Genomic DNA, 14142 nt, shown 5'->3' on the forward strand with positions numbered 1-14142 from the left:
GATCAAATGACCACCACGTCCAGTGGCGGGAAGCCGTTGAAACACACGGTTGAATAGGTGGATGTATACGCCCCGGTATTCCGGATCAGCACCCGATCGCCGGATTTCAGGGAAACCGGCAACAGCACGGGCCGCTTTTCATACAAGACGTCAACACTGTCACAGCTTGGCCCCGCAAGGATGCATGGCCCCATCGGATCGCCATCGCGCGCCGTCTGGAACTGATAGCGGATCGCCTCACCTTCGGTTTCGGCCAGGCCCGAGAAGCGACCGATATCGAGATAAACCCAACGGTGCATGTCCCGGTCCGACTTGCGGCTGACCAGCATCACTTCGGCAACGATCACGCCAGCCTCTGCGACCATACCGCGGCCCGGCTCTGCCATGATGGTGGCCACGTTTGGAAAACGGGCCTCGACCATTGCAATCACCTGTGCGGCATAGGCTGTTGGCGCGTCGATCTCTTCCCCGTAGAAGGCAGGGAAACCACCACCGATATTCAGCAAGCTCAACGCATGGCCCGCGTCAATCGCGGCGGCCCAGATTGCTGCCATTTCATCCAGTGTCGGTGCCCACATCGCCGCCTGCCGGGTCTGGCTGCCCACATGGAAAGAAAAGCCCACAGGGTTCAGCCCCAGTGCCTTGGCGTAGTCCAAAAGGCGCAGTGCTGTGTCGCGGTCGCAGCCGAATTTGCGTGTCAGCGGCCAGTCACCCGGCGAGACCTCGACAATCAGCCGGATATAGACAGAGGCACCCGGCGCATTGTCGGCGATCTTTTCCAGCTCTTCCTCGGCATCGGCGGCAAACAGGGTAATGCCCTGATCCCATGCCCACGCGATGTCAGAGGCACGTTTGATCGTGTTGCCAAAGGACACTTCGGACGGGTCGGCCCCTTCTTCAAGGCACAGCGCTATTTCGGCCTTGGAGGCGGCATCAAAATGCGACCCCAGATCAACCAGCCGGGCAATGACCTGCCGGGCCGGGTTGGCTTTGACCGCATAGTGAATATCGGCCCGGCCCAGCCCGGCGCGCAAGGCGCGATACTGTGCTTCGACCAGATCAAGGTCCATCACCAAGGTGGGTTTGTCAAAGCTGCGATCAGCGACAAAGCCGTCCAGACGAGATGGGCGTACGACAGGGAAAGACGGCGCGTCAGCCGCGAAGTGTAAAGTCATGGTCATCTCCAGTAGACCCGGCCATGACGGATTTTCACCGCCCCAGACCGCTCAGTTCCAAAAGAGACGTTACCGTCGCTACGTAAACACGTGTGCGTTGACTATCACCGGCCAGAGGCGCGTGCGTTGGCGTCTATGCGGCGCCATTTAGGCTATTGGCGGATTCGTGCAACCCCAAAAATCATTCGCATTCGATTTTTTTCTGCGCGATGGCTACCGTGGTGCAAAACGGGATTCAAACACCGCATGGCGCCGTGATTGGCGCGGCACCACTGGACCGGCCCCTTGCGGCAGGATAGGACCCCGATATGGCCCGTGTTATCTTGTTCAACAAACCCTTTGGGGTCCTGTCGCAGTTTACCGATCAACGCAATCCAACCCCCCGGCCCACACTGTCGGCCTTTATCGACGTCCCGGATGTCTACCCGGCCGGGCGCCTTGATCGGGACAGCGAGGGGCTTCTGGTGCTGACCGATGACGGCAAGCTGCAGGCGCGGATTGCCGACCCCAAAAACAAGATGTCAAAGACCTATCTGGTTCAGGTCGAAGGCGCCCCGTCGGATACAGCGCTGGATCCTTTGCGAACGGGGGTCACGTTGAAGGACGGCCCCACGCGCCCTGCAAAGCTTCGGCTGATCGACCCGCCCCCCCTATGGGCGCGTGATCCGCCTGTCCGGTTCCGCAAATCGGTCCCGGACTGCTGGATCGAGATCACGATTGCGGAAGGCCGGAACCGGCAGGTGCGGCGCATGACAGCGCATATCGGCTTTCCAACCCTGCGCCTTGTGCGATGGCAGGTGGGGCCATGGTCGCTGAAAGATATTGAGACCGGCGCGTGGATCACGGCGCCGGTATCGTCATGACAGACAATCGCTCTGATCAATGATCGCTCTGGCGTCGGGGCCGAATTCTGCGGTTTGTGTCGCCGCCCCATTTGTAACGATGACGGATGCACCGGCGATTTCGGCCCCATCAACCGTGATCTCGCGCCCACCGCCTGTATCATCGAGATCAGTGGTAAAGCTCAGGACCTGCCCTGCTGGGAGCGCGCGCAAAGACAAGGTGAGGACCTGATCACCATCCCGCAAACTGGTGGCGCTCTGAAGCAGATCGGCGCCTGCTACCAGCTCAAACGGTTGGTAGACTTCGACGCCTTGCCCTGCTGCGGTGACATCAAAGATCAGACCGCCCTGCGCACCCGACAGATCAATCGTGACCTCCAGCGGCGCATCATTGCAGGCCGGGCCGGTCGCAATCAGGTCGAACCTGTCTTTGGGCGCCCCTTCGATGAAGCGCAATTCGATATCGGCCTGTGCCGATGACGCGCCGAGAATAAGGCCGATGATGAGGCTGCGCATGATGGTGTCCTTTCCGGTGTTATAGGACATGAATTAGCGTCGGAGCCGAAAAGAAAAGCCTTCGAGATGGGATGGATCAAGATCCATCCTGCGAGGTTGGGATTGCCTGGCCCCCACTGTCGGCTTTTGCCACCGTGTCAGTCACTGCGCGCAGGCATGCGCCGCTTCTGAAAGCCGGTCCGCGATTGCTCAAAACCTGCGCTTTCATAAAAGCCCAGCACAGATGGTCGGGTCGATCCGGTGCTCAACATGATTTTATAGCACCCGCAGCCCCATGCCCGATCCGATGCCGCGTCAAGGATATGTTTGCCATAGCCCCGCAGTCGGTGTTCAGCATGGGTCACAACGTTTTCCACAAGAGCATAGGGCGCCCCGCCCCGTGTGAGATTGGGAACAATTATCAGGGTGCAGCTGGCGACACATGTCCCGCCAATCTGGCCCAAAAGAACGCCGCTGCCTTTGTAGGCTGCGATCTCTTCCAGATTGCGCCGGGCAAGCGCAGGGGGACATACAGCCATATCCGAAGATAGATGTTGATACAGCGCAAGCAGCGCCTCTGCGTCATCCGGCACGGCCCAACGGATCGTCAAGACATTATCCATGCCCCACCATCCGCCGGAAATTCCGGCTTGGCAACATCGCGTGCGCGACGCCGTTGAATGACAAAGCCCCGCCAGTTGCAGGCGGGGCTTTGCGACGTCGTAGGATGGATCTTGATCCATCTTCACCTAAGACGGGGTCAGTCTATCTTGGGCAGCAACATGTCCAAAGAGGCCTTTGCGTCCCCATAGAACATCCGTGTGTTGTCCTTGAAGAACAACGGATTTTCGATACCGGAATACCCCGTCCCCTGCCCGCGCTTGGACACAAACACCTGTTTCGCCTTCCAGCATTCCAGAACCGGCATCCCCGCGATTGGACTGTTGGGATCATCCTGCGCAGCCGGGTTCACGATGTCGTTTGAGCCGATAACGATCGCCACATCCGTGTCAGGGAAATCATCATTGATCTCGTCCATCTCCATCACGATATCATAGGGCACCTTCGCTTCGGCCAGCAGCACGTTCATGTGCCCCGGCAAACGGCCGGCAACGGGGTGGATCGCAAAACGCACATTCTTGCCCTGCGCGCGCAGCTTCTTGACCAACTCGCTGACAGCATTTTGCGCCTGTGCCACGGCCATCCCGTAACCGGGAATGATGATGACGCTGTCCGCATCATTCAAAGCCGCTGCAACGCCGTCCGCATCAATGGCAACCTGTTCACCTTCAACAGCCATCTGTTCGCCCGCAGGGCCACCAAAGCCGCCAAGGATCACACTGACAAAGGACCGGTTCATTGCCTTGCACATGATGTAGGACAGGATCGCACCGGAAGAGCCCACCAGCGCACCAACAACAATCAGCAGATCATTGCCCAGCGAGAAACCAATCGCCGCCGCCGCCCAGCCGGAATAGCTGTTCAGCATGGAGACAACGACCGGCATGTCAGCGCCACCGATGCCCATGATCAGGTGATAACCGATGAAGAGGCCCGCAAGGGTCAACAGAACCAGCGCCCAGGACCCCCCACCGCTGAGATAGACGAAGAGCAACAGCACCGACAGCGCGGCCGCAGCAGCATTCAGAAGATGCCCCCCCGGGAGCTTGTTGGCGCTTGTGTCGACCTTGAAAGGCAACAGGCTGGAATTTCCCGCAAGCTTGGCATAGGCGATGACCGACCCGGTAAAGGTCACAGCACCGATCCAGATGCCCAGCACAAGTTCGACCCGCAGGATGCCGATCTCGACGTTCGACTTTTTGGCGATCAACTGGCCAAAGGTGCTGAGGCCCTCATAGATCTCCTTGGGCAGCCCAACCGCTGTAATGCCATCCGACCCGACAGCGCCCAGAACCTGACCATTCTCGGCGTAGATATTGCCGATATAGTTGATCATGATGTCGGCGTTGAACCCGACGAAGACAGCCGCTAGCCCCACAAGCGAGTGCATGATCGCAACAAGTTCGGGCATCTGGGTCATCTCGACCTTGGTGGCCAGTTGATAGCCAACAGCCGCACCAAGGGCGATCAGGATCACGGATGCAACGCCCAGACCGGCCCCCGGCCCGATCAGTGTGGCAAGGACCGCGATAGCCATGCCGACAATACCGTACCAGACCGCGCGCTTTGCGCTTTCCTGTCCCGAAAGTCCGCCCAGCGACAGAATGAAAAGAATACCTGCGACGACATAGGCCGCGATCGTGAATGCATTTTCCATTGCCCTGCCCCTTTAGGATTTCTGGAACATGGCGAGCATGCGCCGTGTCACAAGGAAGCCACCGAAGATATTGACGGCAGCCATAAAGATACCAAGTGCCGCCAGCAGCGTGATCAGCACGCTGGACGATCCGATCTGGATCAACGCACCCAGAATGATGATCGACGAAATCGCGTTGGTGACCGCCATCAGTGGTGTGTGCAGTGAATGGGCCACATTCCAGATCACCTGGAAGCCGATAAAGACCGCCAGCACGAAGACGATGAAATGCTGCATGAAACTGGCCGGCATGCCGGGGATCATCCCGATGCCCAGAATAAGTGCGGCACCAATCGCCAGCAAGGTGACCTGATTGCGGGTCTCTTTCTTGAACGCGGCCACTTCCTGCGCGCGCTTTTCTTCGGCCGTCAGTTCCTTGGGTGGAGCTTTCTTGGGCTGGGCTGCAATGGCTGCGACTTTGGGGGGCGGCGGCGGGAAGGTCACTTCGCCCTTATGCGTCGCCGTCGCACCACGGATCACGTCATCATCCATGTTATGATCTGGCGACCCGTCTTTTTCGGGGGTCAGATCCGTCATCATATGCCGAATATTTGTCGCATAGAGGGTGGATGATTGTGCCGCCATCCGGCTTGGGAAATCCGTATAGCCAATAATTGTCACGCCGTTTTCGGTAACGATCTTCTCGTCCTTGACGGTCAATTTGCAATTGCCACCACGCTCGGCCGCCAAATCGACAATCACCGAACCGGGCTTCATGCTTTCGACCATGTCCTTGGTCCAAAGCTCGGGCGCGTCGCGCCCGGGGATCAGCGCGGTGGTGATCACGATATCCATGTCAGGCGCGATCTCGCGGAATTTCGCAAGCTGGGCGGCGGCGAATTCCGGGCTGGACACGGATGCATAGCCACCAGTTGCGGACCCGTCCTGCTGTTCTTCCTCGAAATCAAGAAAGACGAATTCTGCGCCCATGCTTTCAACCTGTTCGGCCACTTCGGGGCGCACATCAAACGCATAGGTGATCGCCCCAAGCGACGTGGCTGTCCCGATGGCGGCCAGACCGGCAACGCCGGCCCCTACAACAAGAACCTTTGCGGGCGGCACTTTGCCTGCAGCAGTGACCTGCCCGGTGAAAAAGCGACCAAAATTGTTGCCCGCTTCGATGACAGCCCGATAACCGGCGATATTGGCCATCGAGGACAACGCATCCATCTTTTGCGCACGGCTGATCCGGGGGACCATATCCATGGCAATCACGGTGGATCCCTTGGCGTTGGCAGATTCCATCAGCGCGGTATTCTGGGCGGGGTAGAAAAACGAAATCAGCGTCTGATCAGCGCGAAGCATCTCGATCTCGGATGGTTCGGGCGGGCGGACCTTGGCGACAATATCGGCCCCCGCCCATAACGCGGCCGCGGTTTCCACAACCTCGACCCCGGCATCGCGATAGGCTGCGTCGGAAAAGCCCGCAGACAACCCTGCGCCGCTTTCAATCGCGCAATCATAACCCAGTTTTTGCAAGTCCTTGGCAGAGGCGGGTGTCATCGCAACCCGGTCTTCGCCTGGAAATATCTCGTTTGGTGTACCGATTTTCACGCACCATCCCCCATATTTTCGTGTGCAGCTATTCTGCAGTTATAGCGCGAAAGAATATTTCACAAGGGAATGGCCGCTATGCAAGTGCATGTTGCACGCTAACAATCACAGCCAGCGTCTTGTTTTCTGACAATAGCTTGCAAACGCGGCCCGAAACTTGCGCCGCAGCCTGTCTTCTTCGGGCAAAATGAAGCGCTGGGTGATCGTCCCGGCAAACAAAGGCACAAGAAACAAGGCAATCGGTGCCGCCCAATACAGCGTCAGCCCAGCAAGGATGCACGCATCGCCCAGATAAATCGGGTTGCGCGTCCGACTGAAGATGCCCGTTGTGACCAGATTGGCGGCCTCCATATGGGGGATCACGGTCGTGCGACGCTTGCGCATCTCGGCGACAGCCAAAAGCATCAAAAGTGCGCCTGCGCCCACCAGGCATCCGCCCAGAAGATCAGTGATCGGGCTTTCAAAGTGCAGCCAATCGGGCTGCAACTCGCTAATCCACCATGCGCAGACCAACGCGATGCCAAGCCAGACCGGCGGTATGTCGATCCATTTCATGCATGCGTTTTGCCGACAAAGATGCGGCTTGTCACCCTCTTGTCCATTGGCGCCACCCCTGTAGCATGGGCGAAAATGGAGGTGTCGATGGAACATGCAGGCAAACACGCGGTCATCACCGGGGGCGGATCGGGCATCGGCAAGGATATCGCGATCGCACTGGCCGCCGCCGGTGCGGAGGTTACCATCACCGGACGACGCAGCGCGACGCTGGAAGAGGTTGCAGCAAACAGCCCCCGCCTGCACCCGCTTGTGATGGATGTGGATGATGAGGGGTCCGTGCGCGACGGGATCGCAAGCGCGGCTGCCGCACGGGGCCCGATCAACATTTGCGTTGCAAATGCCGGCATTGCCGAGGGCGGACCTTTTGCCGGGATCACGCTGGCCGAGTGGCGGCGCACCATGACGACCAATCTTGACGGTGTGTTTCTGACGCTGCAGGCAGCCCTTGCCACGCTGGGGCCCGATGATCAGGGCCGGATGATTGCGGTCAGTTCGATTGCAGGCGTGCGCGGGCTGAAAAACGCGGTCCCCTATACGGCCACGAAACATGGGGTCATCGGCCTGATCCGGGGCCTGTCAGAGGAATATCTGCGCCGGCCCATTACGTTTAACGCGCTCTGCCCCGGCTATGTCGATACGGCCATCGTCCGCAACCAGATCCCCGGCCTGATGCGCCGCTTTGACGTGGACGAAGAAGGGGCCATCGCCCTGATTGCAAAGGGCAATCGCAGCGCGCAATTGCTCGCCGTGGATGAAGTGACCGCCGCGGCCATGTGGCTATGTTCGGACGGGGCGCGCAATGTGAACGGCCAGACGGTCGAAATCTCGGGCGGTCAGGTCTGATCTTCCTGCAGGAATGATGTGTCGCCACGCTCGGGCGGCACTTCATAGCCGTGGATTTCGACATTCAGCGCCGCACCAAGCAATATCAGATAGGCGCTGACATACAGCCACAAGAGCAAGCCAATGACCGCACCGATTGACCCGTAGACCTCGTTATAGCTGGCGAAATTCGTCAGGTAATATGACAGGCCCGCAGAGGCTGCGACCCACAAAACCACAACCACAAATGCCCCGACGGTAAACCAGCGACCCCGCCCGCCATTGCGGGCCGGGCCAAATCTGTAAAGCAGGCTGAGCCCAAGGATCAGCACACCCAGCGCGATCAGCCAGCGCGCCCCTTCCAGCAGCCACGCCGTCTGCCCCTGGACCAGCCAGTCAGCCGATGTCAGCGTCGCAATCAGCGTTAATGCGATGGGCAACACGATAACAACCAGAACCGCGACCACGCCCAGAAAGACCAGTGCGACGGTCAGCATCAGCGCCACAAAAAGCTGCACGATCCCGTTGCGCTGCCGCTGTCCTGCAATCGCGTTCAACCCGCCAATCAAGGCGGCCACCCCTGCCCGACTGGACCACAATGCCAGCGTAATCGACACAACCGTTGCCCAGCCCAGCGCCTCGGATGGGGCGTTGACAAGGCCGTTGACCTGCGTCGACAGCAATTGATAGGCGCTTGGCGGGATGATCCCCGCCATCAGTGTCAGCTGTTCGGCAATCACGACCGGATCGGCGACCAGACCAAAGATCGCGATCACCGCAGCGATCCCCGGGAAAATGCCAAACATCCCGAAAAACGCGACGCCAGCCGCAATCAGCCCGATATGTTTTTCGCTCGCGGTTGTCCAAACCGCCAGCAAAACGCGCCAGATTTTGATCGCAATGGATATCACGCAGCCTCCCGACCGGTTTTGGTCTTGCGCCTTTAACTAGGGCAACCATGGCAGAGTTGCCACGTTTCTTCGCAGATTCCAGCCCGGAATGGCATGTATCGCCAAAAAGGGGTTCGCAGAGCGGACGCGATAAGGTTACCCTAGGGGTAATACGGGCAAAAGCCCGAGAAATGGCAGGCAATACATTGAATTCGCTGACACTTCACGTCAATGCGTTGACGGAACACTTGCTGGAGCGGCCCGTTGGCCGGACCCTTGTTGCAATCGCGGGCGCGCCGGGCAGCGGCAAATCCACCCTTGCGACAGAGCTCGCGCGGCGCCTGGCGCTGGCCAAGCGCAGCTCGATCGTGGTTCCGATGGACGGGTTTCACCTCGACAATGGCATTTTGGAGGAACGCGGGCTGTTTCATCGCAAGGGCGCGCCCGAAACCTTTGATGTGCCGGGCTTCATCCGACTGGTCCGCGCCCTGAAAACCGGCGATGAAGTATTCGCCCCCGTATTTGACCGGACCCGCGATCTGGCGATTGCAGGCGCTGTGGCCGTCCCGCCCGAGGTGGACATCGTCATTGTCGAGGGCAATTACCTGATGTTTGACGAGGCCCCATGGTCAACTCTCGCGGCACTTTGGGATGTCACCGCCCGGCTGGACGTGCCGATGCCCGAACTGCGCGCGCGGCTTATTCACCGCTGGCTGGCGCTGAACCATTCCCGCGCTGTGGCCACAAGACGGGCCGAAGGCAACGACATTCCAAATGCGCAGCGGGTAGTTGAACGGGCCCTGCCATGTGATTTCACATTTGACGGGCAACCCCATCCTGGGCCAAACCTGCCTGCATAGCAATGCGAGGCATCTGACCATGATCACGATTGAGACCGCACCGATAGCAGGCCAAAAGGCCGGCACATCCGGCCTGCGCCGCAAAACACGCGACTTCATGGAACCCCGGTTTCTTGAAAATTACATCCAGTCGATCCTGAATGCGATCGGGGGTGCAAAGGGCAAGACATTTGTGATCGGCGGTGATGGCCGCTACTTTAATGCCGACGCAATCCAGACGATCCTGCGCATGGCTGCGGCCCAGGGGGCGGACGCCGCGATTGTCGGTCAAAACGGGCTTTTGTCGACGCCCGCCGCCTCGCATCTGATCCGTCTGAACAAGACCGATGGCGGCTTTATTCTATCCGCAAGCCATAACCCGGGCGGGATTGACGAGGATTTCGGCCTGAAATTCAACATGCCGAATGGCGGCCCCGCAACCGAAGCGGTCACCAACGAAATTTTCGCCCAGACCCAGAACCTGACCAGCTATCAGACCATGGAAAGCCCTGCCGTTGATCTGGCCACACGCGGGCAAACCAGTCTTGGCGACATGGCGATCACCATCGTTGATCCGGTTGCCGACTATGCCGCGCTGATGCAGGACCTTTTTGATTTTGACGCGATCAGATCCCTCTTTGAAGGCGGGTTTCGGATGGCCTTTGATGCAATGCATGCCATCACCGGCCCTTATGCGACCACCATTCTGGAAGATACCCTTGCCGCGCCGAAAGGAACCGTGCGCAACGGCATCCCGCTGCCGGATTTTGGGGGCGGCCACCCGGACCCGAACCCGATCTGGGCCAAGGAGCTGATGCAAACCATGATGGCGGATGATGCCCCCGATTTTGGCGCGGCCAGCGATGGTGACGGGGATCGCAACATGATCGTGGGCCGGGGCGCCTATGTCACACCGTCAGACAGCCTTGCCGTCATTGCCGCCCATGCGCATCGCGCGCCGGGTTATGCGAAAGGTCTTGCGGGCGTGGCCCGCTCGATGCCCACATCCGCAGCCGTCGACAGGGTGGCAGCGGCCAAGGGCATGGGCTGTTTCGAAACCCCCACGGGCTGGAAATTCTTTGGCACCTTGCTGGATGCGGGCAAGGTCAACCTCTGTGGCGAGGAAAGTGCCGGCACAGGCTCGGATCACGTGCGCGAAAAGGACGGGCTATGGGCGGTGCTGATGTGGCTGAATATCATTGCCAGCACCGGCCAATCGGTCGCTGATCTGATGACCGATCATTGGCAGACCTATGGCCGGAACTACTATTCCCGGCACGATTACGAGGCGGTCGATAGCGCCATTGCCAACACGCTGATGGACGACTTGCGGGCCAAGCTGCCCACCCTGCCCGGCCAGACCGTGGCGGGCCTGACCGTGTCAGGTGCGGACGAGTTTGCCTATGACGATCCGGTTGATGGCAGCCATACAAGCGGTCAGGGCATTCGGGTGATGTTTGATGCTGGCGCGCGGGTTGTGCTGCGCCTGTCCGGCACGGGCACCCAGGGTGCGACCATCCGTGTCTATCTGGAACGGCTGGAAGAAGATCCCGGCAAACTGCACCAAGACGCCGAAACCGCCCTGGCCGATGTCATTAATGCCGCAAACCAGATCGCGGAAATTGCAGACCGGACCGGGCGCGCTGCACCGGATGTCAAAACCTGACGCCCCGACCCTAGATCAGGATCAGGGTAATCACCGGGAACAAGAGCAGGATCACAACCCGCACAATGTCGGAACCGACAAAGAAAAGAACCGCCTTGTAGGTGGCCGTCATTGGCGTGTCCTTGTCCATATTGTTGATAATGAACAGGTTCATCCCCACCGGCGGGGTGATCAACCCGACCTCAACCACAATCAGAACGAGGATCCCAAACCAGATGGCGACCTCTTCGGTCGTCATGCCAAAATCAAGCCCCTGAATGACCGGCCAGAAAATCGGGATGGTCAGCAGGATCATCGACAAGCTGTCCATCAGGCAGCCCAGGATCAGGTAGAATAGCAGGATCACCACCATCACGGTCCATGGGCTGAACCCCTGCCCTGTGACCCAGCCTGACAATTCCTGCGGCACCTGCGTCAGTGCCAGAAACCCGTTATAGAACCCCGCCCCCAACACGATGAAAAAGATCATGCCGGTCCCCGTCGCGGTTTCCAGAATACTGTCCCGAAAAACGGCCCAGTTCAGGGAACGCGAAAAGAACGCAATCAGGCCGGTGCCCATCGCCCCGATGGCGGCCCCTTCGGTCGGTGTGAACCAGCCATTGTAGATCCCCCCAACAACAAGCCCAAAGACAATCAGAACCGGCCAGACCGCAAGCAGCGCCTTGGCCCTGTCGGCATATGGCAGGCGCGGATGGGTGCCGGCCTGATCGGGGTATAGCCGGACATATATCGCAATTGTCAGCATATAGCCCAGCGCCGCAAGAATACCGGGAATGAAGGCCGCTGCGAAAAGCTTGGCAATATTCTGTTCCGTCAGGATCGCATAGATCACAAGGATCACCGACGGCGGGATCAGGATCCCCAGCGTGCCACCGGCCGCCAATGTGGCGGTCGAAAACCCACCCGAATAGCCGTATTTGCGCAGTTCCGGCAGCGCCACGCGGCTCATCGTGGCAGCCGTCGCAAGGGACGATCCGCAAATGGCACCGAACCCAGCGCATGCCCCGACCGCCGCCATTGCCATGCCGCCCTTGCGATGGCCCAGCCAGGCCTCTGCCGCCTTGAACAACGCCCGCGACATGCCGGACAACGTTGCGAATTGTCCCATAAGCAAAAACATCGGAATGATCGACAGGCTGTAGCTGGAAAACGTGGAATAGACCTCTGACTTCAGCTTGGCCATGAACACGACGGTTGTATCCGTCGCCAACCATATGCCGCCGATACCACAAATCAGCATGGCCAGCCCAATGGGCGCCCGCAGGAAAATCAACAAAAGCAGGACCGGGAAAGACAGGTAGCCCAGCGCCAGATCACTGATCATTGCCGGGCTCCGGTCAGGCGTTGGAAGGCGCAGTAAATGCTGACGATACTGGCGCAGATCGCCGCCGCAAAGCTGGCGGCATAAGCCCACCAGACCGGAAACTGGATCAGATAGGACGTCTCGCCATAGCGGATCTTGTCCTGCATGCCGACAAACAAGCGCCATGTGATCAAGACGATCATGACAGCCATAACGAGGCTCCAGAATGTGGCGAGGAACCGGTTTGTACGGAGGCTCATATTATTAGTGAAGATATCAACGGTCGCATGCGCGCCGGACAGTTGGGTCAGGGGCAAAAATGCGAATATGGCAAAGGCGATGCCCGCCTCGACCAGCTCAAAATCGCCATTGACCGGACCGACGCCAATGCTGATCAGCCAATTGCCGACAGCACCCAGATAGCCCGCATGCGCGGCCCCGTTCAGCTCGCGCCCCAGAACGCTTGCACAGACGGTCAGGACCAGCAGACACAGGATGATGCCGCCCAACAGTGCCATGAACCGGGCAAGTCGTTCGATCAGGTTGTGAAGCAACGGCAGGCCTCCGGACACAAGACGACCCCTGACTGGCGGTCAGGGGTCGCTGTTGTTTAGTTGCCTGCGCTGTGCTTGGCAATCAGCGCTGTCGCCGCCTCATAGAGGCCCGCGCCATCAATACCGGCGGCATCAGCTTCGGCGATCCAGGCGTCAATTGTGGGCTGCGCGGCGTCTTTCCAGCCCTGCACCTGTTCGGGTGTCAGCATGATGATGTTGTTGCCCGCATCCTCGGCCAGCTTGCGGCCCGGCGCGTCATATTCCTCCATCGTACGCCCGGCAAAGGCCGAGAATTCGATACCGGAATTGGCGTCGATCACGGCCTTAAGATCATCCGGCAAGCCATTATATGCATTGGAATTCATCGCAAAAATGAATGCGGTAGTATAAAGTGTTTCGCCGCCGAATTCGGTGTGATTGGTCACAAGTTCCTGCACTTTGAGGGCTGGCACGACCTCCCACGGGATAACGGCCCCGTCGATAACGCCTTTCGACAACGCCTCTGGCACTGCGGGAACCGGCATGCCGACGGATGTCGCGCCAAGAGCCGTGAACAACGTGGTTGTTGTCCGGGTTGGTGCGCGCAGCTTCAGCCCGTTCAGGTCGGCCACGTCTGTGATCGGCCGACTGGAATGGATCAGGCCCGGCCCATGCACCCACAGCCCAAGCGGCTTGAAGGCGGCGAAATCAGTATCCATCATCCGCTCTTCGGCCAGTTCCCAATAGGCCCGCGATGTCGCCTCGGCACTGCTGGAGATGAACGGCAACTCGAACACTTCCAACTGGGGGAAGCGTCCGGGGGTGTAGCCTGCCACGGTCCAGATGATATCAGCCACCCCGTCGATGGCCTGATCTATCAATTGCGGTGGCGTGCCACCCAGTTGCATGGCCGGAAAGCGGTCAATCTTGATCCGGCCATCGCTGTCAGCTTCAACCTTGTCGGCCCAGACATCCAGAATATGCGCAGGTACATTGGCCTGTGCGGGCAGGAACTGGTGCAGTCGCAATGTTACCTCTTGCGCGGCAGCACTGGTGCCCAGCAAGGCGGCGGCCATCAGGCCAAATACCGTACGGCGGGTCGTGGTCATGGTGATCCTCCCTCAGACATGATCTGGCCGAAGTGTGGG

At 59.3% G+C, this 14142-nt stretch carries 14 protein-coding genes; 4 read left to right on the forward strand and 10 right to left on the reverse strand.

Going from position 1 to position 14142, the window contains the following annotated elements; translation table 11 throughout:
* Positions 1 to 2: 2 nt before the first annotated feature.
* The gene (locus AABB31_RS06830) at positions 3 to 1175 is read right to left on the reverse strand and encodes a type III PLP-dependent enzyme (protein ID WP_342075222.1); all 1173 of its coding nucleotides are present in this window, start codon (positions 1173 to 1175) and stop codon (positions 3 to 5) included.
* Positions 1176 to 1483: 308 nt separating this feature from the next.
* Between AABB31_RS06830 and AABB31_RS06835 the strand changes: the two genes are divergently transcribed.
* Entirely contained in the window at positions 1484 to 2038 is a 555-nt protein-coding gene (locus AABB31_RS06835) for a pseudouridine synthase (RefSeq protein WP_373635560.1), read from the forward strand.
* Here AABB31_RS06835 and AABB31_RS06840 read toward each other — a convergent pair.
* The 5 genes from AABB31_RS06840 to AABB31_RS06860 form a co-directional block, all read right to left on the reverse strand.
* A complete protein-coding gene (locus AABB31_RS06840) occupies positions 2033 to 2533 on the reverse strand; it encodes an aggregation factor core (protein WP_342075221.1) in 501 nt (166 codons plus the stop codon). The two genes, AABB31_RS06835 and AABB31_RS06840, sit on opposite strands and share 6 nt — an antisense overlap.
* Before the next feature lie 137 nt (positions 2534 to 2670).
* A complete protein-coding gene (locus AABB31_RS06845; RefSeq protein ID WP_342075220.1) occupies positions 2671 to 3135 on the reverse strand; it encodes a GNAT family N-acetyltransferase in 465 nt (154 codons plus the stop codon).
* A gap of 137 nt (positions 3136 to 3272) precedes the next feature.
* Complete coding sequence (locus AABB31_RS06850; protein WP_373635561.1) at positions 3273 to 4790, reverse strand: NAD(P)(+) transhydrogenase (Re/Si-specific) subunit beta; 1518 nt, start codon at positions 4788 to 4790, stop codon at positions 3273 to 3275.
* Positions 4791 to 4802: 12 nt separating this feature from the next.
* Positions 4803 to 6383: a Re/Si-specific NAD(P)(+) transhydrogenase subunit alpha gene (locus AABB31_RS06855; RefSeq protein WP_342075219.1), complete on the reverse strand. Its 1581-nt coding sequence runs from the start codon at positions 6381 to 6383 to the stop codon at positions 4803 to 4805.
* Positions 6384 to 6488: 105 nt separating this feature from the next.
* Entirely contained in the window at positions 6489 to 6938 is a 450-nt protein-coding gene (locus AABB31_RS06860) for an isoprenylcysteine carboxylmethyltransferase family protein (RefSeq protein ID WP_342075218.1), read from the reverse strand.
* 87 nt (positions 6939 to 7025) lie between these two features.
* Between AABB31_RS06860 and AABB31_RS06865 the strand changes: the two genes are divergently transcribed.
* Positions 7026 to 7784 carry an SDR family NAD(P)-dependent oxidoreductase gene (locus tag AABB31_RS06865; RefSeq protein WP_373635790.1) on the forward strand — a complete coding sequence of 253 codons (759 nt, stop codon included), beginning with the start codon at positions 7026 to 7028 and terminating at the stop codon, positions 7782 to 7784.
* On the opposite strand, the gene AABB31_RS06870 is transcribed toward AABB31_RS06865, so the two are convergent.
* Positions 7775 to 8674 (reverse strand): YihY/virulence factor BrkB family protein, encoded by a 900-nt coding sequence (locus tag AABB31_RS06870; RefSeq protein ID WP_342075217.1) that lies wholly within the window; start codon positions 8672 to 8674, stop codon positions 7775 to 7777. The two genes, AABB31_RS06865 and AABB31_RS06870, sit on opposite strands and share 10 nt — an antisense overlap.
* A gap of 170 nt (positions 8675 to 8844) precedes the next feature.
* Between AABB31_RS06870 and AABB31_RS06875 the strand changes: the two genes are divergently transcribed.
* Positions 8845 to 9513 carry a nucleoside/nucleotide kinase family protein gene (locus AABB31_RS06875; RefSeq protein ID WP_342075216.1) on the forward strand — a complete coding sequence of 223 codons (669 nt, stop codon included), beginning with the start codon at positions 8845 to 8847 and terminating at the stop codon, positions 9511 to 9513.
* Between the two features lie 19 nt (positions 9514 to 9532).
* Positions 9533 to 11158: an alpha-D-glucose phosphate-specific phosphoglucomutase gene (locus AABB31_RS06880; RefSeq protein ID WP_373635562.1), complete on the forward strand. Its 1626-nt coding sequence runs from the start codon at positions 9533 to 9535 to the stop codon at positions 11156 to 11158.
* 10 nt (positions 11159 to 11168) lie between these two features.
* On the opposite strand, the gene AABB31_RS06885 is transcribed toward AABB31_RS06880, so the two are convergent.
* Genes AABB31_RS06885 through AABB31_RS06895 form a run of 3 tightly spaced genes read right to left on the reverse strand, consistent with a single transcriptional unit; the run spans position 11169 to position 14103 of the window.
* A complete protein-coding gene (locus tag AABB31_RS06885) occupies positions 11169 to 12479 on the reverse strand; it encodes a TRAP transporter large permease (RefSeq protein ID WP_342078879.1) in 1311 nt (436 codons plus the stop codon).
* On the reverse strand, positions 12479 to 13033 hold the full coding sequence (locus tag AABB31_RS06890) for a TRAP transporter small permease (RefSeq protein ID WP_342075215.1): 555 nt from the start codon (positions 13031 to 13033) through the stop codon (positions 12479 to 12481). Before AABB31_RS06890 ends, AABB31_RS06885 begins: the two co-directional genes overlap by 1 nt.
* Positions 13034 to 13071: 38 nt before the next feature.
* Positions 13072 to 14103 carry a TRAP transporter substrate-binding protein gene (locus AABB31_RS06895; protein ID WP_373635563.1) on the reverse strand — a complete coding sequence of 344 codons (1032 nt, stop codon included), beginning with the start codon at positions 14101 to 14103 and terminating at the stop codon, positions 13072 to 13074.
* Positions 14104 to 14142: the final 39 nt, after the last annotated feature.

It is taken from the genome of Yoonia sp. SS1-5, from assembly GCF_038443705.2.
Lineage (GTDB): Bacteria > Pseudomonadota > Alphaproteobacteria > Rhodobacterales > Rhodobacteraceae > Yoonia > Yoonia rhodophyticola.